Below are 21,215 nucleotides of genomic sequence, written 5' to 3'. Positions count from 1 at the left end.
ATACAAAACTTAATCATTATAATGTTATAACAAATAAAATATCTATAAAAAAATGATTTTATCTATATAAAATAGTGTTTTAATTGAGGAGATTTTAGAGATAATATGAATTATCTCTAAAATAAAGTTAAATAAAATAGGTTATTTTGTTAGTGTTTTTGATATTGCATCTTGCCATCCGGCATAAAGTTCTTCTTTTTTTCTTTCTTCCATTTTTGGTTGAAATCCTTTTTCAAGTTTCCAACTTTTTGAAAAATCATCTTTTTTTGGATAGAATCCTGCTTTCATACCTGCAAGCCAAGCAACACCTAAAGCAGTTGTCTCTAATATTTCAGGTCTATCTATAGATGAACCTAGAATATCTGATAAAAATTGCATAGTATAATCAGATGATGACATTCCTCCATCAACTCTTAGTATTGTTTTAGAGTTCTTAGATTTATTAAAACTACTCCAGTCATCATTCATAGCTTCAATTAAATCTCTAGTTTGATAACCAACACTTTCTAGAGCAGCTTTTGCAAATTCATTTGGACCAGAACCTCTTGTCAAACCATATAAGGCACCACGACATTTTGTATCCCAGTAAGGAGCACCTAATCCAGTAAATGCAGGAACTAAATATAGTTGTTGATTTTCATCTGCATTTAAAGCCATTTCTTGAGCATCACTTGCTTTTTCTATAATTTTTAATCCATCTCTTAACCATTGAATAACTGCACCGGCAATAAAAATTGAACCCTCTAAGGCATATGTTGTTTTTCCATTTAATCTATAAGCAATAGTTGTAAGAAGTCTATTTTTTGAAATAATCATATCTTCACCAATATTTAAAATAGCAAAACAACCTGTACCATAAGTTGATTTTGCCATTCCTGGTTCAAAACAAGCTTGACCTATAAGTGCAGATTGTTGATCTCCAGCAACTCCATTTATAGGAATTTCTTTTCCAAAAAGTTCTTTATTTAAAAATCCAAAATCATCAGCACAATCTTTAACCTCAGGTAACATATTCATAGGAATATCTAATAGTTTACAAATCTCTTTATCCCATTCATTTGTTTGAATATTATAAAGTATTGTTCTTGCAGCATTTGTAGCATCAGTTACATGAGTCTGTTTATTTGTTAGTTTCCAAATTAAAAAAGAATCAACAGTTCCAAAAAGTAAATCACCTTTTGAAGCCTTCTCTTTTGCTCCTTCAACATTTTGTAAAATCCATCTTAATTTCATTCCTGAAAAATAAGGATCTAATAAAAGCCCAGTTTTTTCCATTATCATTTTTTCGTAACCAGCTTTTTTTAATTCATTACACTCTGCTGATGTTCGTCTATCTTGCCATACTATTGCATTATAAATTGCTTCTCCTGTATGCTTATCCCAAACAACAGTAGTTTCTCTTTGATTAGTTATTCCTATAGATACAATATCTTCTATTCTAGCATTTGCTTTTTTTAATACTTCTTTACATGAATTTAAAGTTGTTTCTAATAAATCATTTGGATTATGTTCTACCCATCCCGAATCTGGAAAATATTGAGGAAACTCTTCTTGTGAAATTGCTTCAATCTTCATCTCTTTATTAAATAGTATTGCTCTACTTGAAGTTGTACCTTGATCTATTGCTAAAATGTATTTCATAATTGCCTACTTAAGTATATTCATTTGTTAGATTTTGTTAGTATAGCAAAAGCTGAGAATTTCTCTCAACTTTTACTTGTTTTTTATATATTATTTTGTCCAAGATTTGATTAGTTCATCATAAGAAACAGTCATTGGTTTTGGTTTCTCATTTGCTAATTTAGCTTTTGGAGAACCTGGTTGTTTTAACCAATATTCTGCATCACTTTTCTTATTAAGTTTTGGACCAATATCCCCTTGAACACCAGCTCTTTGAATTCTTTTAAGAACTTTTTCTTGTGCTTTACAAAGTGAGTTTAAAGCTTCTTGTGCTGTTTTTGCTCCAGAAGATGCATCACCAATATTTTGCCACCATAATTGTGCTAATTTTGGATAATCAGGTACGTTTGTTCCAGTTGGAGACCATTGTACTCTTGCAGGAGATCTGTAGAATTCTATAAGTCCACCAAGTTTTGGAGCTCTTTTTGTAAACGATTCATGGTTAATAGATGATTCTCTAATGAATGTTAACCCAACATGTGATTTTTTTAAGTCAACTGTTTTAGATGTAACAAACTGTGCATATAACCAAGCAGCTTGAGCATTTTTAACAGGTGTTGATTTCATTAAAGTCCAAGAACCAGCATCTTGATAACCAATTTTTGTACCTTCTGTCCAATAAGCACCATGTGGTGATGGAGCCATTCTCCATTTTGGAGTGCCATCTTCATTTACTACAGCAATTTTTTCTTTAACCATATCTGCTGTAAATGCAGTATACCAGAACATTTGTTGTGCAATTTCACCTTGAGCTGGAACTGGTCCTGCTTCAGAGAATACCATACCTGCAGCACTTGGTGGTGCATATTTTTTTAACCACTCATTGTATTTGTTAATTGCGTAAACAGCAGCAGGAGAGTTTGTTGCTCCACCTCTTTCAACACAAGAACCAACAGGTTGAGATTTGTCATTTACTCTAATTCCCCACTCATCTACAGGAAGACCATTTGGCTCACCAACGTCACCCATACCTGCCATAGACATCCAAGCATCTGTAAATCTCCATCCTAAAGATGGATCTTTTTTACCATAATCCATATGTCCATAAACTTTTTTACCATCAATAACACGACCTGTAAAGAACTCTGCAATATCTTCATAAGCAGACCAGTTAACAGGAACACCTAGTTTATAACCGTATTTTGCTTTAAAATCAGCCATATTTTTTGGGTCTGTGAACCAATCGTATCTGAACCAATAAAGGTTAGCAAATTGTTGGTCTGGCAATTGGTATAATTTCCCGTCAGGACCTGTTGTAAAAGAAGTACCAATAAAGTCTTTTAAGTCTAACCCTGGGTTAGTAACTGCTTTACCTTCTCCTGCCATCCAAGCTGTTAAATCTCTAGCTTGTTTATATCTCCAGTGTGTACCAATTAAATCAGAGTCATTGATATACGCATCATATATATTTTGACCTGTTTGCATTTGTGTTTGTAATTTTTCAACAACATCACCTTCTCCAATAATGTCGTGAATTACTTTAATACCTGTTAAATCGTAAAATGCTTTTGTTAATGTTTTACTCTCATAAACATGAGTTCCAATACCTTCAGATACAACTTTAATAGTCATTCCTTTATAAGGCATGGCAGCTTTTTCAAACCAATTAAGTTCGGCTTTTTGTTCAGCTTTTGTTAATACAGATGGTTGAAATTCATCCATCCACTTACTCATATCTGCTGCACTAAAAGCAGATGTACTTAAGGCTAACATTCCTGCTAGAACTGAAGTAGTAATTCCATTTTTAATTTTCATTTTATTTCCCTTATATTAATGTCACTATTAGTGTAAAAATCAACTTTAAAATTGACTTTTATACTAAAATTTTTATACCCAACGAAAAACCGCTAAAGCATAAAAAAAACAAACAATCATTCCTCCAAAAATTGGAGCACCAAATATTGCCAACCAAGCAAGACATATAAATGCCGAGCCTAAAAGGCTCAGAAAAAGTCGGTCACCAGGCGTAGTCTCAATACGTAGAATACCCATTCTAGGTGCTTGAGGCCATTTAATAGCCCAGATAGTCATGATTATTAAGGCAACGAAGATACAAATGAAAAATATTGCAGTTCCACTTGTCCATGCCATCCAAGATAAATTCATACTAGACCTCCTTAAACTCTACCAAGAGATAGACCCTTGGCAATATGATTTCTAACAAAATATATAACGATTGCACCAGGAACAAGTGTTAAAACTCCTGCTGCTGCTAAAACGCCCCAATCAACTCCTGAAGCTGAAACAGTTTTCGTCATAGTTACTGCTATTGATTTTGCATTTACTGATGTTAATGTTCTACTTAATAGTAATTCAACCCAAGAAAACATAAAACAAAAGAATGCTGCAACACCAATACCTGAAGCAATTAATGGTGTAAAGATTTTTGTAAAAAATCCAAAAAAGCTAAAACCATCAATGTATGCTGTTTCATCTATTTCTTTTGGTACACCACGCATAAAACCTTCCAAAATCCAAACCGATAGCGGAATATTGAATAATGTATGGGCTAAAGCCACCGCAATATGTGTATCAAATAAACCAACACTTGAGTAAAGTTGAAAGAATGGCAGCGCAAATACAGCAGGTGGTGCCATCCTGTTAGTTAATAACCAAAAGAATAGATGTTTATCTCCTAAAAATGTATATCGTGAAAATGCATAAGCTGCAGGTAGTGCAACTGCTACAGAAATAATAGTATTCATCACAACATAAGTCATTGAATTTATATATCCCCAATACCAAGTTGGATCGGTAAATATAACTATATAATTATCAAATGTTAAGTTATTTGGGAAAAGTGAAAATGTTCCTAATATCTCTTCATTTGTTTTTAAACTCATATTTACTAACCAGTAAACTGGTAACATTAAAAATATTATATAAATTAACATGATAGTAGGAGATTTGCTACTAAAAAAACCTTTTTTATTTGTTGTGTTCATGATTAATTCTCCTCCTTATCAATATTTGTCATAATTGTAAAAAATGCCCAAGATGCCAATAGTATCACCAAGAAGTATATTAATGAAAATGCTGCAGCAGGCCCAAGATCAAATTGACCAATTGCCATTTTAACTAAGTCAATAGAAAGAAAAGTTGTTGCATTTCCTGGTCCTCCACCTGTTACTACCATTGGTTCTGTATAAATCATAAAACTATCCATGAATCTTAAAAGTGATGCAATTAATAATACTCCCATCATCTTAGGAAGTTGGATATATCTAAATACTGCCCAATTTGAAGCTTGGTCAATTTTAGCTGCTTGATAATAAGCAGATGGGATTGATTGAAGTCCTGCATAACAAAGTAAAACTACCAATGAAGTCCAATGCCATACATCCATGATAATAATCGTTGCCCATGCATCAAAAACATTTTGAGTATAGTTATAATTAACTCCAAAAGAGGCTAAGGTATATCCTAGTAAACCAATATCAGTTCTTCCAAAAATTTGCCAAATAGTACCAACAACATTCCAAGGTACTAAAAGAGGTAAAGCTACAAGTACTAAACAAATAGATGCCCATACGCCTTTTTTAGGCATATGTAAAGCAATAAATATACCTAATGGAATTTCAATTGCTAAAATAATAGATGTAAAAAGTATTTGACGTCCTAGTGCATCATGGATTCTTTCTGAATGTAGGATTTCTTCAAACCATTCTAGTCCAACTGCAAAAAATTCATTGTTTCCAAATGTATCTTGAACTGAGTAGTTAACAACTGTCATTAAAGGAATAACAGCAGAAAAACCTACAAGTAAAAGTACTGGAAGTACTAAAAACCATGCTTTTTGATTTACTGTTTTTTTCATACTTTTTCTCCTTCTACTAACCAATCATCAGCATAAACATTTACTCTATCTAAATCAAAGTGCATATAAGTCATGTTTGGTGTGATTTTTGTATCTTCTGGTACTATGATATTTACACTCTTTCTATTGTATTTTGCTCTTACAATTTTATGATGTGCAACATCTTCTACTCTAAGAATATCAATTTTAATACCTTCTTCCTCAGATAATTTAATAAATTCAGGTCTTACCCCTAATTCAATTTTTCCAGATAGTTTTTTATAAGTAGAGCTAAGTTTGATTTCAGTACCCTGTAAATTTGCAATGTTTCCTTCTACTTTTGCATCAAAAACATTCATTCCTGGTGAGCCAATAAAGTATCCAACAAATGTATGTGCAGGTTTTTCAAATAACTCTTCTGGTGTTCCAATTTGTAAAACACAACCGTGATTCATTACTACTACTTTATCTGCAAAAGTTAATGCCTCTGTTTGGTCATGTGTAACAAAAATCATTGTATGTTTAAGTTCTTTATGTAAAGCTTTTAATTGAGTTCTTAATTCCCATTTCATATGTGGATCAATTACTGTTAATGGTTCATCAAATAAAATTGCATTAACATCTTCTCTAACCATTCCTCTTCCAAGGCTTATTTTTTGTTTTGCATCAGCAGTAAGACCTCTTGCTTTTTTATCTAACATATCTTCAACTTTTATAGCTCTTGCAATTGAACCAACTCTTTGTTGAATATATTGAGGGTCTGCTCCTCTATTTCTTAGAGGAAATTCAAGATTTTCTCTAACGGTCATTGTGTCATATACAACAGGAAACTGAAAAACTTGAGCAATATTTCTAGTTGTTGTATCTGCAAAAGTTACATCAGTATCATCAAATAATATACTTCCTTCTGATGGTGTTATAATTCCAGAAATGATATTTAATAAAGTAGATTTTCCACAACCTGATGGTCCAAGTAGTGCGTATGCTGCACCATCATCCCATTCATGATTTAAAGGTTGAAGTGCATAATCTTCTAAAGTTTTTGGGTTTTTTCCATAACTATGTCCTAAATTAGAAAGAGTTATTTTTGCCATTTTATTTCCTCCTTCTATCTTTCTTGCACATATGATGCAGTTTCTATTAACTCACCATCTATTGCAAATATAAAAATATGACGCGTATCTAAATATACAGATAGATTTGAATTATATTCTAAATTATGTACTCCATGAACTAAACCAATCCAATTGTCATTGTCATGATACATATGTAAAAAAGTTTCTGAACCAGTGATTTCTGTCACATCTAAGTGAGCTTCAAATTTGATTGCATTATCTGTATGTTTTGTAAGTTCTAAATGATTTGGTCTAAACCCTGCTAAATATTTTCCATCTTCTAATTTTGATAAGGCATCTGTTGCAGCTGCTTTTTCTCCATTTCCATAATAAATAAAATCGCCTTCTTTTTTTATATCTAGAAAATTCATTGATGGATTTGAAAATACTTTTGCTGTAGTTGCATTATTTGGAGTGTGATAAACTTTTGCAGTTTCATTAAATTGTGTAATTTTCCCTTCCCAAAGTGTAGCTACATTACCACCAAGTAGTAAAGCTTCTTCAGGTTCTGTTGTTGCATATACAAAAATTGCACCTGATTCTTCAAACATTTTAGGAATTTCTTCTCTTAATTCTTCTCTTAATTTATAATCTAGATTTGCTAATGGTTCATCTAATAATACTAGCCCTGAACCTTTCACTAAAGAACGAGCTAATGCACATCTTTGTTGTTGTCCACCAGAAAGTTCGAGAGGTTTTCTATCTAAAAACTTATCTAATCTCATTAATTTTGCAGTCTTTTTAACTGCTTCATCTATATATGTTTCATCTTTTTTCATAATTCGTAAAGGAGCTGCAATATTATCATATACACTCATAGAAGGATAATTGATAAATTGTTGATAAACCATTGCTACTTTTCTATCTTGTACTCTCATTCCTGTAACATCTTTACCTTCCCACAAGATTCGACCACTTGTAGGCACGTCAAGTCCAGCCATGATACGCATTAGTGTTGTTTTCCCAGATAAAGTTCGACCAAGAAGTACATTCATTGTACCTTTTTTGAGTGTTAGGTTTGTATTATAAATATGTGTTTGACCATTTACACTCATAGATACATTTTCGAGTTCTAAGGACATATAGTTTACTCCTTCTAAATTTATATATGTAAGTATATTCAATAAACATGAAATAAACATGAAACTAATATGAAATATACATATCATTCAAAAAATTGATTAATGTTTTTACATCATAACATTATAATGATGTCTTTAATAGTGACGTATAGAATTTTAAATTTTGCTTAAAATAATGGAGGATTTTATTCAAAAGAGGTTAAATTTTTAATTTTAGAAACGTAACATTAAAATAGCATTCCTATTTTAAGGGCTTTATGGTTATTTATAATTAAAAAGTACTTAAAAATTGTAACTAATATAGTTTTTATATATTATGAAAAATATGCTAAAAAACAGTAGAAATTATAAGAAATTTATTGAAATTATCAAAAATTAATATTCTTTTTATAGTTATAACATTATAATGACTTAAATAACATTATAACCTTATGATGTAAATAATAATATAAGGATGATAACTTAATGAAAAATAAAAATTTTGACATTATTATTATTGGTGGAGGAGCTACAGGAAGTGGTATAGCACTTGATGCAGCTTCAAGAGGTTTAAAAACTTTACTTTTAGAAAAGAATGATTTCTCGGAAGGTACTAGCTCTAGAAGTACTAAATTAGTACATGGAGGAGTTAGATATTTAGAAAAAGCAGTTAAACAATTAAATAAAGACCAATTTAACTTAGTAAAAGAAGGATTAAAAGAGAGATCTAGACTTTTAAAAAATGCACCTCACTTATGTTCAAAGTTAACATTGATTACTCCAATATATAAATGGTGGGAACTACCTTATATGTTTGTAGGATTAAGTTTATATGATTTTGTCTCTGGTACAAAAGGATTAGGACGAAGTGGAATAATTTCTAAATCAAAAATGTTAAAAAAATTTCCTGTGATTAAAAAAGATGGTTTAGTTGGGGGTGTTAAATATTATGATGGTTCATTTAATGATTCTAGATTAACTATTTCATTATTACAAACAGCAAGAAAGCATGGAGCAGATTGTAGAAACTACAATGAGGTAATTGCTTTTAAATATGATGATAATCAAAAAGTAATTGGTGTTGAAGTATTAGATAAGATTAATAATGAAAAGAAACTTTATGAAGGCACAAGTATCATAAATGCAGCAGGTGTATTTGCTGATAAAGTAAATGAACTTGATGAACAAAAAGCAAAAAAAATGTTGGATTTAAGTTCTGGGATTCATATTATATTAGATAAAAAATATCTTCCTTCTAAAGAAGGTTTAATGATACCAAAAACTGAAGATGGAAGAGTTTTATTTATTTTACCATGGATGGGTAAATGTCTTGTTGGTACTACTGATGATCCAACTACTTTAAGTGCGCACCCTGAGGTAAAGGAAAATGATGTAGAGTATATTTTAAGACATCTAGAAATTTATTTTGATTTAAAAATTGATAAGAGTGAGATATTAGCACAGTGGTGTGGGATAAGACCTCTTGTTGCTCCTGATGAAAATGCAGATACCTCTTCAATAGTTAGAGAACATGAAATTAGAGAAAATAAGTCTGGTCTTATTAGTATTATAGGTGGTAAATGGACAACTTATAGAAAGATGGCTGAGCAATTAGTTGATTTTGTTTATAAGTCGCAAAATATGAAAAAAGAAAAGTGTAGAACAAAAAAATTAAAACTTATTGGAAGTAAGAAATTAGATGTAAATTATGTTTCTAATAAAGTTGACATAAATACAAATGAATATTTGATATCTCAATATGGAGATAAAATTGATGAAGTTCTATCTTCAGTGGAAAAAATTGAGTATTTAAAAGAGGGTGAACCTTATACAAATGCCGAAGTTATATATACAATAAATGAAGAGTTTGTTAAAAAACCAATGGATTATTTAGTAAGAAGATGTAATGTGGCTTTAATAGATAAAAAAGTTTCCATTGAAATTTTAGAAAAAGTTTTACAAATCATGAAAATTGAGCTTTCATGGAGTGAGGAACAAACAATAAAAGAAAAAGAAGAAGCATTATCTTTGTTAAACAATTCTATTTAGATATAAAATATGTGTAAAACATTAGAGTTGAAATTTTTTAAAGTAAGATAATAACCCCAGAATTTATATCTTAAGTGCAATTTAAAACTGAATTATGTAATATGTGTACGGTACAGTAGATAGTAGGATACTATTTCAATATTACAACTATTATAAATTAAAGGATCTGACTTTTGTTCGCTAAAAATGGTATACCTCTATATCTTCAATTAAAAGAAAAATTGTTAGAAGATATAAAATTAAATTATAAAGTTAATGATATTATTCCTGCTGAAGGTAAACTAGAAAAGAAATATGAAGTTAGTAGAATAACTGTACGAAAAGCTATTGAAGAGTTAGAAAAAGATAATGTAGTTATAAAAAAGCAAGGTAAAGGAACTTATGTTCAAGAACAAAAAATTCTTTATGATGCAAACTCAATTGGTTCTTTAACTCAAAGATTATCAAAACAAAAACATTTATTGACAACAAAGTCAATTTCTTTTGAAATAATAGAAAAAGAAGAAGAGCATTTTGTAAAAGATATGCTAAATTGTGATAAGTTATTATGTATTAGAAGAACTAGACTATTAGATGAAGTTCCTTTTGCTCTAATGATAAATTATTTTGATGTTAATACTGTTCCTGATATTGATAAGAAACTAAACCTTGAATCTTTGTATGCATTCTTAAAAGAAGAATACAATATTGAATTCTATAATGCTGAAGAAATAGTAGAAGCAAAAGCTGCAAACGAAAGTGAATCAGAAAAATTAAATATTAAAGAAGGTTCTCCTCTTTTATCACTAAAAAGACTCTCTTATGATAAAAACAATAAACCAATAGAATATTCTAATTTAGTTATAAAAGCGGATATGTATAAACATAAGATTATTTTATCAAATGATAAAATGTCAAATTTATAAAGTTTACTGATTCTCTAGGTTTTAAGTACAGTTTAAAATTGTATGATGTAGTATATTTTTATAATTTATTATATAAGAAATTTAAGGATTTAGTGTTTGTTTAGTAAAAATGGTATTCCACTTTATGTACAATTAAAAAATAAACTTCAAAAAGATATTAGTGAAAATTATGAACCAGGAGAATTACTACCTTCTGAACTTAAAATTGAAAAAGAGTATGAAGTAAGTAGAATAACTGTACGAAAAGCAATTGAACTTTTAGAAAGAGAAAATATTCTTGAAAGAAAACAAGGTTCAGGAACATTTGTAAAAGAACAAAAAATTCTTTATGATGCAAATTCAATAGGTTCTTTAACTCAAAGACTTTCAAAACAAAATCATAAATTAACAACAAAATCAATCTCTTTTGAAATAATAGAAGAAGACCATTATGTAAAAGAGTTACTTCAATGTGATACTTTATTATGCATAAAAAGATTTAGGGAATTAAATGGCGTGCCATTTGCTTTGATGAGAAATTATTTAGATTTAAAACGTGTTCCTAATTTAGAAGAAAAATTTAATATAGAGTCTTTGTATACATTTTTAAAAGATGAATATTCAATAGAATTTTATAATGCAGAAGAGACTGTAGAAGCAAAAGATGCTACAAAAGAAGAATCTTTAAAATTAGGGATAAAAGAAAATGCATCTTTACTCTCTTTACATAGACTCTCTTTTGATAAGAATAATAAACCTGTAGAGTACTCAGATATTGTCATTAAAGCAGATATGTATAAACATAAAATCATTCTTTCAAATGACAAACTTTCAAATATTTGATACGTAAAATTTTTCTAAAAAGTTTAATAAACTACTCTTTGTTGATTGTTATCAATTAAAAAAAAATTACATTTATGTATAATTCATTTAAATAATACTAAGGAATAATTATGAGTGAAACTATAAGTTCATTTTTAACACAAGACCATAGAAACTGTGATGAAGAATTCGCAAATTTAGAGAATTCAGTTGCAAGTGAAAATTGGGCTGAAGTAGAAAAAGTTTTTGAAAAATTTACTACTGATTTACAACATCATTTTGATATGGAAGAAAAAGTTATGTTTCCTACATTTGAAGAAAGAACTGGTATGACACAAGGTCCAACTCAAATGATGAGAATGGAACATCAACAAATGACACAAATTATATCTCAAATGAAAGATGATGTATCTAATAAAAATAAAGATCATTTTTTTGGTTTAAGTGAAACATTGATGATGATTATGCAACAACATAATATGAAAGAAGAACAAATGTTATATAGAATGGCAGATAACCATTTAGGTGCAGACGCTTCTTCAGTTGTAAGTGAAATGAAAGACTTAGGAAAAGCATAATATATGTTTAACGAAGGTCTTTCTCTAGATCAAGCACCACCTATATCAGTACCTTTTAGATTTTTTTTAACAGCACCAATTTTTGCAATAATTATTGGTGTGTTAATTCTTACAAATGATGCTTCTCTTTTACTAAATAGATATTCTGATATAGCTATAGCAATCGTGCATTTATTTACTCTTGGTATTTTGTCTATGATTATAGTTGGTGCAATGCAACAGATGATGCCAGTTTTAGCTGGTGCAGTAATAAAAAAGCCAATTTTATTTGCAAATACTGTTCATACAACTTTAACTCTTGGTACAATTCTTTTTGCATTATATTTTATATTACATTTAAAAATATTGCTTATGATAGCTACAGCTCTTTTGGGTTTATCTTTTCTAACTTTTTTTATAGTTTCTATTAGACTTTTATTTAAAGTGAAATTTCTAAATTCTACAGTTATAGCTATGAGAATATTTGTAGTTGTAGGATTAATTACAATTTTATTAGGACTTCATTTAGCTGGTTCTCATATTGCTGATAATATAGGTCAAACACATTATTCAATTGTAAGTATTCATATATTATTTGGGATTTTTGGTTTTGCAACCTTGATAATTATGGGAGTTGCATTTCAAGTAATACCGATGTTTTACGTGGCAAAAAGTTTCCCTAAGTTTATAGAGAATAGAGTACCTTTTATAATAGTATTTTTACTTTTAGTTTATACTCTTTTTGAGTTCGCATCTTTTGATTTAACTATAGTAAAACTCTCTTTTGTAATCTTTATATCTGCTTTTGCATATTTTGGGATTCATAGTTTAAATAATAGAAAAAGACCAATCTTTGATGTAACTCTTCTTTATTGGAAAACCTCTTTATATATGTTGATAATTGGTTTATTTGTTTGGTTCTTTGCAAAAGAGGATGTTTCTTATCTTTTATCAATTTTATTTGGTTTAGGTTTTCTGTTTTCTTTATTACAAGGTATGATATATAAAATTATTCCTTTTTTATGTTGGTTTCATCTAACATCAAAAGGATATTTTACTGTTCCAACGATGAGAGAGTTAATAGTTGAAAATATGATTAGAATACAGTTTTATATGTATATGTCTTCTTTAGTATTTTTTATATTAGCCTTTTTTCTAACACCTATTTTTATCTATATTGCAGCAGGATTATTTATATTTTCTAATCTATTTTTTTTATTTAACTTAATACTTGCGCTAAAGAAATATAATGAAATAGCAAAAACTGACCCAATGGATATGTCTAGTTTTCAAATGCCTTCTTAATAAATTTTCTTAATAGCTATTGTGTTATAATACGCCAAAATTATGGCGTATTATAAAAAGGATAGCAATCAATGTCTAATGAACAGATTTTAAAAAATACAAATGCACAAATTTTAGATGAGTTTAATGCCTCTATTATGTTTGATAAAGAACTTTATTCTCAAGATATTAAAGGTTCAATTGCCCATTCTCAAATGTTATGTGAACAAGGTGTATTGACAAAAGAAGAACAAAAATCTATAGAAAATGGTTTACTTCAAGTTAAAGAAGAAATAGAAACAGGTAAGTTTGAATTCTCATTGGCTTACGAAGATATTCATATGGCAGTTGAAAATAGATTAACTGAGATTATTGGAGAACCAGGGAAAAGACTTCATACTGCAAGAAGTAGAAATGATCAAGTTGCAACTGATTTTAGACTTTATGTTCAAGAAAAATCTTTAAGTATCAAAGAACAGCTAAAAGAACTTGTAGGTACATTTATTGAAGTTGCAAATAAACATACTACTACGCTAATTCCCGGTATGACACATTTACAACATGCTCAACCATTAAACTTTGGTTATCATATGTTAGCATATGCAAATATGTTTAAAAGAGACTTTGAAAGATTTGAAAGCTCATATGAAAGAAACAATTATTCTCCTTTAGGAAGTGCTGCACTAGCTGGAACGCCACATAATATTGATAGAGATAGTACTTCTAAGAAGCTTGGTTTTATTTCACCAACTTCACATGCAATGGATACTGTTTCAGACAGAGACTTTGCTTTAGAAATTTTATTTAATATTTCAACTTCAATGATGCATATAAGTAGAATATCAGAAGAGCTAGTAACATGGTCTTCATATGAGTTTCAATTTGTTAGAATGAGTGATGAATATGCTACAACTTCATCTATTATGCCACAAAAGAAGAACCCTGATGTTCCTGAACTTTTAAGAGGAAAAACAGGTAGAGTTTATGGAAATCTTATTTCTTTATTGACTGTTATGAAAGGTTTACCTTTAGCTTATAATAAAGATACTCAAGAAGACAAAGAGGGTGTTTTTGATTCAGTTAAAACTATAGAGATATCTTTGAAAATTTTAAATGAAGTTATTAAAACTATGATTGTAAATGTAGATAAAATGGAAAATGCTTGTAAAATTGGACATTTAAGTGCTACCGATCTAGCTGATTTTTTAGTTCAAAAACAAAATATGCCTTTTAGAACAGCTTATTATATTACAAAAGATGTTGTGGAAAAAGCAAACTCTTTGAATAAAGATATTTCAGAACTTACTATTGATGAAATCAGAGAATCAAATGAAGAAATAAAAAATATTGATGATGAAATCATTATGTATTTAGATTTAAGAAACTCAATGAATGCAAGAAATTCATTTGGCGGAACATCTACAATACAAACAGTTGAACAAATAAAAGTTTTTGAAGAGTGGTTAGAAAAAAAGTAAAAATAAAAAATAGATGAGAATTTAATTCTCATCTATCTAAAGGTTAAAATTTATTATCCTAAGAATTGTTTTACAGTAGAGTAAAGTGCTTGGATATCAGTTTTTCCAATAAATCCATCTACTCCAATTTGAGTCATTTTATTTCTTACTGCATCTGTAGTCATTGAAGAGTTTACGACAACAGGAATATTTGAATAAGCAGTATTTGTTTTAATAAAAGATGCTACTTGGAAACCATCAGTCTCAGGCATTTCAATATCTGTAATAATTAATGCAATTTCATCTGGTCCAAGTTCTTCTATTCGTTGTAAAAGAAGAGCTCCGTTATTATAAATTTCAAAGTTTACTTTTGCTTTTTTAAAGAATTTACTTAATACTTCTCTTGCTACACCAGAATCTTCTGCTGCAAGAACTAACTTTTTAGTACTTAAAGGTGATTCAACATATTTATTTAAAGTATCTTCTCCATCATCAACCCAACCTAAATCTTGTAAAAGTTGTTCTGCATTAAAAACTGTACATAATTCATCTTTATCTTGAACTTTTACGTAAGTTGTATATGTAATTTTAGAGTTAGTTTCTTCTGAATGTCTTAATTCTTCAGTTGTTTTTTCAACAATATCAAGCATGTCTTTAATTAAAAAACCTACTTTTTTATGGTTGAATTCACAATAAATTATTAGTTTATATTCTGATGTTTCCATAGTAGGTAAACCTAACCATGCATCAAGATTAATTAGTGTTACAGGTTCCCCTCTAATTGTTGCAATACCTGCTACTACCTTTGTATCAGTAGGTGTATCATTGATTGTTACTTCTTCTGTTATTATAAATGCTTTTACTTTTGCAATATTAATTGCATAAATATTATTATGACCAGTGTAGAATACAGCTAATTGTTGTACGTTTCTTAGATGGCCTTGAGTCATTTGCTCAACACTGTTAATACCACTCATGAATACCCTTTATTTACTTTGTTGCTAAATTATATTGCTTTTTATCTTATATTTAACTTTAAAAAATTATTTTATTTCTTTTTCGATAATATTTTTTGGATTGTAATTGATGCAATCATAAATCCAAATGAACCAGTTACTGCCTCAAAACTTCCTTTTTCAAGGCACTTTGGTTCTTCACTTGAGAATACAACTTTAAACTTCTTCTTAAATCCAATCTTTTTAAGTTCATATCTTATTTTTCTTATAAATGGGTCATTGAATGTTTCCCAAATTGATTTATATTCAATCTTGCTAGGATCTATTCTTTTTGCACTACCACTTGTTGTAATAACTTTTGTATAAAACTTGTTAATTAAATGAACTTTTGGTTTTATATCATCAATCGCATCTAAAATATAATCATATGATGAAAAATCAAAGTTATCAATCCATTCAGGTGTTATTTTTACATTTATAGGAGTAACTTCTGGATACTTTTCTTTTAATGTTTCTACTTTTATTCTGTCGATATTTCCATGACTACCTAATTGTCTATTCATATTTGACTCTTCGTAAGTATCAAAGTCAACAATTGTTATATCTGTAATCCCTGTATTATAAAGTGAATCAAGGGCAAAACTTCCTACTCCTCCCACTCCAAGTAGTATTAGTTTTGTATTTTTGAAGGTATTAAAATTTTCTTCACCAAAAAGTTTTATAGTTCTATCATATCTCTGCATTTATACTCTTTTATTAAAATTTCGGTATTATATCAAATATTTAACAAAAAATAAATTTATATATTAGGAGGCTTTCTATGGATAAAGAGCCAATGACACGAGTAGGATATGAAAAAATAACAAATGATTTAGATTTTTTAAAAAGTAAGGAAAGACCTGAAACTGTAATTGCATTAGATGAAGCGAGACAATTAGGTGATTTAAAAGAAAATGCAGAATATCATGCTGCAAAAGAAAAATTAGCTTTAATTGATGTTCAAATTGCAGAATTAGGAGCAGTTATTAGCAAAGCAGTTATTATAGATCCAGAAACACTTCCTCATGATAAAGTTAGTTTTGGTTCTACTGTTGAGCTTGTTGATTGTGATACTGATGAAGAATTCAAGTACTCTATTGTAGGTGGAGTAGAATCAAGTGCAGAAAAAGGTCTGATCTCTTTTAACTCTCCTTTAGCAAAACAACTTTTAGGAAAAGAAGAAGGTGATGAAATTACTGCAACCCTTCCTGGTGGTCAAAAAACTTTTGAAGTATTATCTGTAGGATACAAGGAGCTTGAATTATAATGAATGTAGCAATTATTGGAGCTAGTGGTTATACTGGATTAGAATTAATAAAAATATTGATAACTCACCCAAAATTTAATATTACATATATAGCAAACTCGACAGGTGAGCAGAATGTTCAAGAGTTACATCCTTGTTTACAAGATGTTATAAATATAGAAGTAAGTAAAGCAAATGCAAAAGAAGTATCACAAGTAGCTGATTTGGCATTTTTAGCACTTCCACATAAAACATCAATGTATTTTGCAAAAGAGTTATTAGAGCTTAATGTAAAAGTAGTTGATTTATCTGCAGATTATAGACTTGAACTTGATACTTATGAAGAACATTATTGTCCACATGAAGATAAAGAACATATAGAAGATTCTGTATATGGATTACCAGAGTTTTATAAAGATGATTTAAAAAATGCAAAACTTGTTGCAAATCCAGGTTGTTACCCAACAGCATCACTTTTAGCACTTTTACCTTTTGTAGATTTTATTCAAGAAGGAACACCAATTTTTATTGATGCAAAATCTGGTGTTAGTGGAGCAGGAAAGAAACTTAGTGAAGTAGCTCATTTTGTAAATTTAAATGAAAATACTCATGCCTACAATCCTTTTAAACACAGACATATGCCAGAAATTGAAGAGAAAGTAAAATTAATTAAGAATAAAGATTTTCAAATAAATTTTGTCCCTCATTTACTACCAGTTACACGAGGTATGTTAGTTTCAGTATATGCAACATTAAAAGATGAAATTGATGTTGAAAAAATATTAGAAAACACTTACGAAAATAGTGAATTCGTTAGAGTTCGAAAAACTCCTGTGGATTTAAAATCAACTGCTGGAACAAACTTTTGTGATATTTTTGTAGCTAGAAATGGTAAAGCATTATTTATTAATTCTTCAATTGATAACCTTCTAAGAGGAGCTTCTTCTCAAGCTGTTGTAAATGCAAATATCATGTGTGGTTATGATGAAGGTGAAGGGATTTCTAAGATAGCCTATGTTCCTTAGTATTGACCATGGAGCTATATTTGTAGCTGATTCTCATTACAATGAAAGAAGACCTGAGTTTTTAATTTTTTTAAAAAAGTTACGAAATAAAGAGATTAAAACAACTCAGCTTTTTTTGATGGGTGATATGTTTGATTTTATATCTGCTGAAAGCAAATATTTTATAAAAAGAAATCAAGAACTTATTGATATTATAAATGAATTATCACATCAGATACAAATAATATATTTAGAAGGTAATCATGATTATAACATGGATTCACTTTTTCAGAAAGTATTAGTAGTAAAAAGAGAAAAACAACCTTTAAATGCGCAGTATAATGGTAAAAGTGTATCTTTATCCCATGGCGATAATTTTACTCCTTGGCATTATAATTTATATTGTAAAGTTATTAGAAATCATGCTTTATTAGTTTTTCTAAACTTAATAGATTTTAATGGTTTTATTTCTAAAAAAATTTATTATTCTCTTATAAAGAAAAATATTTGTTCAAAGATGAAAGACTTTGATAGTTTTGCTAAAAAAAGAATAAATAACTACAAAAGTGATATAATTGTAGAAGGTCATTTCCATCAAGGAAAAGAATTTAGTTTAAATAATCAACAATATATAAATATTCCATCACTATTTTGTGATAAAAAATATATAGTTTTAAAAGAAGATTTTGAAGGAGAAAATCTATGAATAGTTTTAGTATAACTATGATTTTTGTATTACTTGTTTTAGTAATATTACTAATAGCAGTTGTAATAATGCTTTTAAATAAAAAAACACCAAGTGTTGAACAGACAGTTAAAAAAGAAAAAGTCATAGAAAATGTCCCTATGCCAAATATTCTTGGACTTTTTTTACCTCCAAAAATAGAAAAGTTATCTAAAACTGAACTTTTAAATATAGTTAGAAAAGTATATGAGGCTTACAAGATATTTGATTATAAATCTATGGATATAAATGAATTAGATAAAAAAGAGTGGCATACATGGCAAATATCTTTTCTTCTAATGTTATATAAAAAAAACGAAGAGTTTTTTATACCAAATCACGAAGATATCTTTCATCCTTTTTTATTGAATTCAAGTGAAAATGACATGAAAAGCTTCATGAGAAGTGTAGTGAAAAAATATGATAATTATGTAAATATAGAAGATACAAAAGATAATCTATGTAAAGAACACATTTGGACAAATAGAGATGTCTCTATTATGTTTTATTTCTTAGCAAATTATAAAAATTATAAAAAATAAAAGGATAGTTTATCTCTAAATTCAAAGTAAATAGTGAATATGAACCAGCTGGTGATCAACCAAATGCAATCAAAGACATAAGTGAATCAATTCTTAATGGTAATAAATATACTACATTAGAAGGTGTTACAGGTTCAGGTAAAACCTATACTATGGCAAAAGTTATTGAAAAAACTCAAATGCCAACACTTATTATGACTCATAATAAAACACTAGCTGCACAGTTGTATTCTGAATTTAGACAATTCTTTCCAAACAATCATGTTGAATATTTTATTTCATACTATGATTACTATCAACCTGAAGCATATATTCCTAGAACAGATCTGTTTATTGAAAAAGATTCTTCTATAAATAGTGAGCTTGAAAGGTTAAGACTTAGTGCCACTGCTTCTTTACTCTCTTTTGATGATGTTATTGTTATTGCTTCTGTATCAGCTAACTATGGTCTTGGTAATCCAGAAGAATACAAAGCAATGGTTCAAAGAATTGAAGTAGGATTTGAATACTCGCAAAGAGAACTTTTACTTAAACTTGTTGAGATGGGCTATAAAAGAAATGATAGTTTTTTTGATAGGGCAGACTTTAGAGTAAATGGTGATGTAATAGATATTTTCCCTGCTTATTATGAAGATGAGTTTATTAGAGTTGAGTTTTTTGGTGATGAGGTTGAATCAATTTCTAAACATGAATATCTTACAAATGAAAAACATAAAGATTTAGAAGAAGCTATTATTTACTCTGTAAATCCTTTTGTTGTAACAAGTGAAAATTTAGGACGTGCTGTAAAGCAGATTGAAGAAGAGCTTGATGATAGATTAAAATATTATGAAGAAGAAGATAGAAGAGTAGAATATCAAAGATTAAAACAAAGAGTAGAGTTTGATTTAGAGATGATAGAAAGTACAGGTATGTGTAAAGGAATTGAAAACTATGCACGACATTTAACTGGATTGAAACCTGGTGAAACTCCTTACTCTATGGTAAATTATTTTGAACAAATTGGAAAAAATTTTTTACTTATTGTTGATGAATCTCATGTATCACTTCCTCAATTTAGAGGAATGCATGCAGCAGATAGAAGTAGAAAAGAAGTTTTAGTTGATTATGGATTTAGACTTCCAAGTGCTTTAGACAATAGACCTTTGATGTTTGACGAGTTTATAAATAAATCTCCTCACTATCTTTTTGTAAGTGCAACACCAGCTGATTTAGAGATAGAAAAAAGTGATGTAGTTGCAAGGCAAGTTATACGACCAACTGGATTACTTGACCCAACTATTGAGATAATGGATTCAGAATTTCAAGTTGAAAAACTTCATGATGAGATAAAAAAAGTTACTGTAAAAAACGAAAGAGTTCTTGTAACAGTATTAACTAAAAAGATGGCAGAAGAACTTACTACTTATTATTCTGACTTGGGAATAAAAGTAAAATATATGCATAGTGATATTGATGCAATCGAAAGAAATCAGATTATTCGTGAGCTTAGACTAGGGGAGTTTGATGTACTTGTTGGAATCAACTTACTTAGAGAAGGTCTTGATATTCCAGAAACTTCTTTAGTGGCTATATTAGATGCAGATAAAGAAGGATTTTTAAGGTCTCGTACATCTTTAGTTCAAACTATGGGTAGGGCTGCAAGAAATGAAAATGGAAAAGTAATCTTATTTGCAAAAAGAGTAACAGACTCGATGCAGTATGCAATTGATTTAACAAATAAAAGAAGAGCAATCCAAGAAGCACATAATAAAGAAAATGGAATTACTCCAAAAAGTACAAAAAGAACACTTGATGAAAACCTTAAGATGGAAGAGTATGATGATGTAGCTTGGAAAAGAGATAAAATGCAAAAAATGCCAGCTGCAGAACGTAAAAAAATGTTAATTGAGTTGAATAAACAGATGACAAAAGCTGCTAAAGATTTACATTTTGAAGAAGCAATTAGACTTCGTGATGAGATTGAGAAATTGAAAAAGTTGTAAAAATTTTAATTTTC

At 29.1% G+C, this 21,215-nt stretch carries 20 protein-coding genes; 11 read left to right on the top strand and 9 right to left on the bottom strand.

Features of this window, described 5'->3' with window-relative positions; all coding sequences use genetic code 11:
* Nucleotides 1-141: 141 nt before the first annotated feature.
* From glpK to BT997_RS08365, 7 genes are all read right to left on the bottom strand, one after another.
* A complete protein-coding gene (glpK, locus tag BT997_RS08395; protein WP_072681166.1) occupies nucleotides 142-1,641 on the bottom strand; it encodes a glycerol kinase GlpK in 1,500 nt (499 codons plus the stop codon).
* Between the two features lie 90 nt (nucleotides 1,642-1,731).
* Nucleotides 1,732-3,435 carry an ABC transporter substrate-binding protein gene (locus BT997_RS08390; protein WP_083568599.1) on the bottom strand — a complete coding sequence of 568 codons (1,704 nt, stop codon included), beginning with the start codon at nucleotides 3,433-3,435 and terminating at the stop codon, nucleotides 1,732-1,734.
* Nucleotides 3,436-3,507: 72 nt separating this feature from the next.
* The gene (locus BT997_RS08385; protein WP_072681164.1) at nucleotides 3,508-3,786 is read right to left on the bottom strand and encodes a DUF2160 domain-containing protein; all 279 of its coding nucleotides are present in this window, start codon (nucleotides 3,784-3,786) and stop codon (nucleotides 3,508-3,510) included.
* 11 nt (nucleotides 3,787-3,797) lie between these two features.
* The gene (locus BT997_RS08380) at nucleotides 3,798-4,625 is read right to left on the bottom strand and encodes a carbohydrate ABC transporter permease (RefSeq protein WP_072681162.1); all 828 of its coding nucleotides are present in this window, start codon (nucleotides 4,623-4,625) and stop codon (nucleotides 3,798-3,800) included.
* Between the two features lie 2 nt (nucleotides 4,626-4,627).
* A complete protein-coding gene (locus BT997_RS08375; RefSeq protein WP_072681160.1) occupies nucleotides 4,628-5,497 on the bottom strand; it encodes a carbohydrate ABC transporter permease in 870 nt (289 codons plus the stop codon).
* Nucleotides 5,494-6,570 carry an ABC transporter ATP-binding protein gene (locus BT997_RS08370; RefSeq protein WP_072681158.1) on the bottom strand — a complete coding sequence of 359 codons (1,077 nt, stop codon included), beginning with the start codon at nucleotides 6,568-6,570 and terminating at the stop codon, nucleotides 5,494-5,496. Before BT997_RS08370 ends, BT997_RS08375 begins: the two co-directional genes overlap by 4 nt.
* A 14-nt stretch (nucleotides 6,571-6,584) precedes the next feature.
* Complete coding sequence (locus tag BT997_RS08365; RefSeq protein WP_072681156.1) at nucleotides 6,585-7,673, bottom strand: ABC transporter ATP-binding protein; 1,089 nt, start codon at nucleotides 7,671-7,673, stop codon at nucleotides 6,585-6,587.
* A gap of 465 nt (nucleotides 7,674-8,138) precedes the next feature.
* Here BT997_RS08365 and BT997_RS08360 point away from each other — a divergent pair, with 465 nt between their 5' ends.
* The 6 genes from BT997_RS08360 (at nucleotide 8,139) to argH (ending at nucleotide 14,726) form a co-directional block, all read left to right on the top strand.
* Entirely contained in the window at nucleotides 8,139-9,701 is a 1,563-nt protein-coding gene (locus BT997_RS08360) for a glycerol-3-phosphate dehydrogenase/oxidase (protein WP_072681154.1), read from the top strand.
* A 173-nt stretch (nucleotides 9,702-9,874) separates the two neighbouring features.
* Nucleotides 9,875-10,606, top strand: a complete 732-nt coding sequence (locus BT997_RS08355; RefSeq protein ID WP_072681152.1) for a GntR family transcriptional regulator — start codon at nucleotides 9,875-9,877, stop codon at nucleotides 10,604-10,606.
* Between the two features lie 96 nt (nucleotides 10,607-10,702).
* Entirely contained in the window at nucleotides 10,703-11,428 is a 726-nt protein-coding gene (locus BT997_RS08350) for a GntR family transcriptional regulator (protein WP_072681150.1), read from the top strand.
* A 110-nt stretch (nucleotides 11,429-11,538) separates the two neighbouring features.
* Entirely contained in the window at nucleotides 11,539-11,985 is a 447-nt protein-coding gene (locus BT997_RS08345; protein WP_072681149.1) for a hemerythrin domain-containing protein, read from the top strand.
* 3 nt (nucleotides 11,986-11,988) lie between these two features.
* Nucleotides 11,989-13,269 (top strand): hypothetical protein, encoded by a 1,281-nt coding sequence (locus BT997_RS08340; RefSeq protein ID WP_072681147.1) that lies wholly within the window; start codon nucleotides 11,989-11,991, stop codon nucleotides 13,267-13,269.
* Nucleotides 13,270-13,340: 71 nt separating this feature from the next.
* Nucleotides 13,341-14,726: an argininosuccinate lyase gene (argH, locus tag BT997_RS08335; protein ID WP_072681145.1), complete on the top strand. Its 1,386-nt coding sequence runs from the start codon at nucleotides 13,341-13,343 to the stop codon at nucleotides 14,724-14,726.
* A gap of 53 nt (nucleotides 14,727-14,779) precedes the next feature.
* On the opposite strand, the gene BT997_RS08330 is transcribed toward argH, so the two are convergent.
* Nucleotides 14,780-15,682, bottom strand: a complete 903-nt coding sequence (locus tag BT997_RS08330; protein WP_072681143.1) for a chemotaxis protein CheV — start codon at nucleotides 15,680-15,682, stop codon at nucleotides 14,780-14,782.
* 71 nt (nucleotides 15,683-15,753) lie between these two features.
* Nucleotides 15,754-16,404: a ThiF family adenylyltransferase gene (locus BT997_RS08325; RefSeq protein WP_072681142.1), complete on the bottom strand. Its 651-nt coding sequence runs from the start codon at nucleotides 16,402-16,404 to the stop codon at nucleotides 15,754-15,756.
* A 77-nt stretch (nucleotides 16,405-16,481) separates the two neighbouring features.
* Here BT997_RS08325 and greA point away from each other — a divergent pair, with 77 nt between their 5' ends.
* Genes greA through uvrB form a run of 5 tightly spaced genes read left to right on the top strand, consistent with a single transcriptional unit; the run spans nucleotide 16,482 to nucleotide 21,201 of the window.
* Nucleotides 16,482-16,967 carry a transcription elongation factor GreA gene (gene greA, locus BT997_RS08320; protein WP_072681141.1) on the top strand — a complete coding sequence of 162 codons (486 nt, stop codon included), beginning with the start codon at nucleotides 16,482-16,484 and terminating at the stop codon, nucleotides 16,965-16,967.
* Nucleotides 16,967-17,971 carry an N-acetyl-gamma-glutamyl-phosphate reductase gene (argC, locus tag BT997_RS08315; RefSeq protein WP_072681139.1) on the top strand — a complete coding sequence of 335 codons (1,005 nt, stop codon included), beginning with the start codon at nucleotides 16,967-16,969 and terminating at the stop codon, nucleotides 17,969-17,971. Before greA ends, argC begins: the two co-directional genes overlap by 1 nt.
* Nucleotides 17,961-18,656, top strand: a complete 696-nt coding sequence (locus BT997_RS08310; RefSeq protein ID WP_072681137.1) for a UDP-2,3-diacylglucosamine diphosphatase — start codon at nucleotides 17,961-17,963, stop codon at nucleotides 18,654-18,656. Before argC ends, BT997_RS08310 begins: the two co-directional genes overlap by 11 nt.
* Nucleotides 18,653-19,216 (top strand): hypothetical protein, encoded by a 564-nt coding sequence (locus tag BT997_RS08305; RefSeq protein ID WP_072681135.1) that lies wholly within the window; start codon nucleotides 18,653-18,655, stop codon nucleotides 19,214-19,216. The genes BT997_RS08310 and BT997_RS08305 overlap by 4 nt, the downstream gene beginning before the upstream one ends.
* An 11-nt stretch (nucleotides 19,217-19,227) precedes the next feature.
* Entirely contained in the window at nucleotides 19,228-21,201 is a 1,974-nt protein-coding gene (gene uvrB / locus BT997_RS08300; protein ID WP_072681133.1) for an excinuclease ABC subunit UvrB, read from the top strand.
* Nucleotides 21,202-21,215: the final 14 nt, after the last annotated feature.

The organism is Arcobacter sp. LA11, assembly GCF_001895145.1.
Lineage (GTDB): Bacteria > Campylobacterota > Campylobacteria > Campylobacterales > Arcobacteraceae > Halarcobacter.
Note: the sequence above shows the minus strand (reverse complement) of the source record. Positions and strands in the feature narration are given on the sequence as shown.

What these genes read in the sequence shown, in the direction of transcription:
- BT997_RS08365 (WP_072681156.1), bottom strand. Translation starts at nt 7,673, where the DNA reads ATGTCCTTAGAACTCGAAAATGTATCTATGAGTGTAAATGGTCAAACA.
- BT997_RS08310 (WP_072681137.1), top strand. Translation starts at nt 17,961, where the DNA reads ATGTTCCTTAGTATTGACCATGGAGCTATATTTGTAGCTGATTCTCAT.
- argC (WP_072681139.1), top strand. Translation starts at nt 16,967, where the DNA reads ATGAATGTAGCAATTATTGGAGCTAGTGGTTATACTGGATTAGAATTA.
- glpK (WP_072681166.1), bottom strand. Translation starts at nt 1,641, where the DNA reads ATGAAATACATTTTAGCAATAGATCAAGGTACAACTTCAAGTAGAGCA.
- BT997_RS08380 (WP_072681162.1), bottom strand. Translation starts at nt 4,625, where the DNA reads ATGAACACAACAAATAAAAAAGGTTTTTTTAGTAGCAAATCTCCTACT.
- BT997_RS08360 (WP_072681154.1), top strand. Translation starts at nt 8,139, where the DNA reads ATGAAAAATAAAAATTTTGACATTATTATTATTGGTGGAGGAGCTACA.
- BT997_RS08385 (WP_072681164.1), bottom strand. Translation starts at nt 3,786, where the DNA reads ATGAATTTATCTTGGATGGCATGGACAAGTGGAACTGCAATATTTTTC.
- BT997_RS08340 (WP_072681147.1), top strand. Translation starts at nt 11,989, where the DNA reads ATGTTTAACGAAGGTCTTTCTCTAGATCAAGCACCACCTATATCAGTA.
- BT997_RS08305 (WP_072681135.1), top strand. Translation starts at nt 18,653, where the DNA reads ATGAATAGTTTTAGTATAACTATGATTTTTGTATTACTTGTTTTAGTA.
- BT997_RS08330 (WP_072681143.1), bottom strand. Translation starts at nt 15,682, where the DNA reads ATGAGTGGTATTAACAGTGTTGAGCAAATGACTCAAGGCCATCTAAGA.
- BT997_RS08370 (WP_072681158.1), bottom strand. Translation starts at nt 6,570, where the DNA reads ATGGCAAAAATAACTCTTTCTAATTTAGGACATAGTTATGGAAAAAAC.
- BT997_RS08325 (WP_072681142.1), bottom strand. Translation starts at nt 16,404, where the DNA reads ATGCAGAGATATGATAGAACTATAAAACTTTTTGGTGAAGAAAATTTT.
- BT997_RS08345 (WP_072681149.1), top strand. Translation starts at nt 11,539, where the DNA reads ATGAGTGAAACTATAAGTTCATTTTTAACACAAGACCATAGAAACTGT.
- greA (WP_072681141.1), top strand. Translation starts at nt 16,482, where the DNA reads ATGGATAAAGAGCCAATGACACGAGTAGGATATGAAAAAATAACAAAT.
- BT997_RS08390 (WP_083568599.1), bottom strand. Translation starts at nt 3,435, where the DNA reads ATGAAAATTAAAAATGGAATTACTACTTCAGTTCTAGCAGGAATGTTA.
- argH (WP_072681145.1), top strand. Translation starts at nt 13,341, where the DNA reads ATGTCTAATGAACAGATTTTAAAAAATACAAATGCACAAATTTTAGAT.
- BT997_RS08375 (WP_072681160.1), bottom strand. Translation starts at nt 5,497, where the DNA reads ATGAAAAAAACAGTAAATCAAAAAGCATGGTTTTTAGTACTTCCAGTA.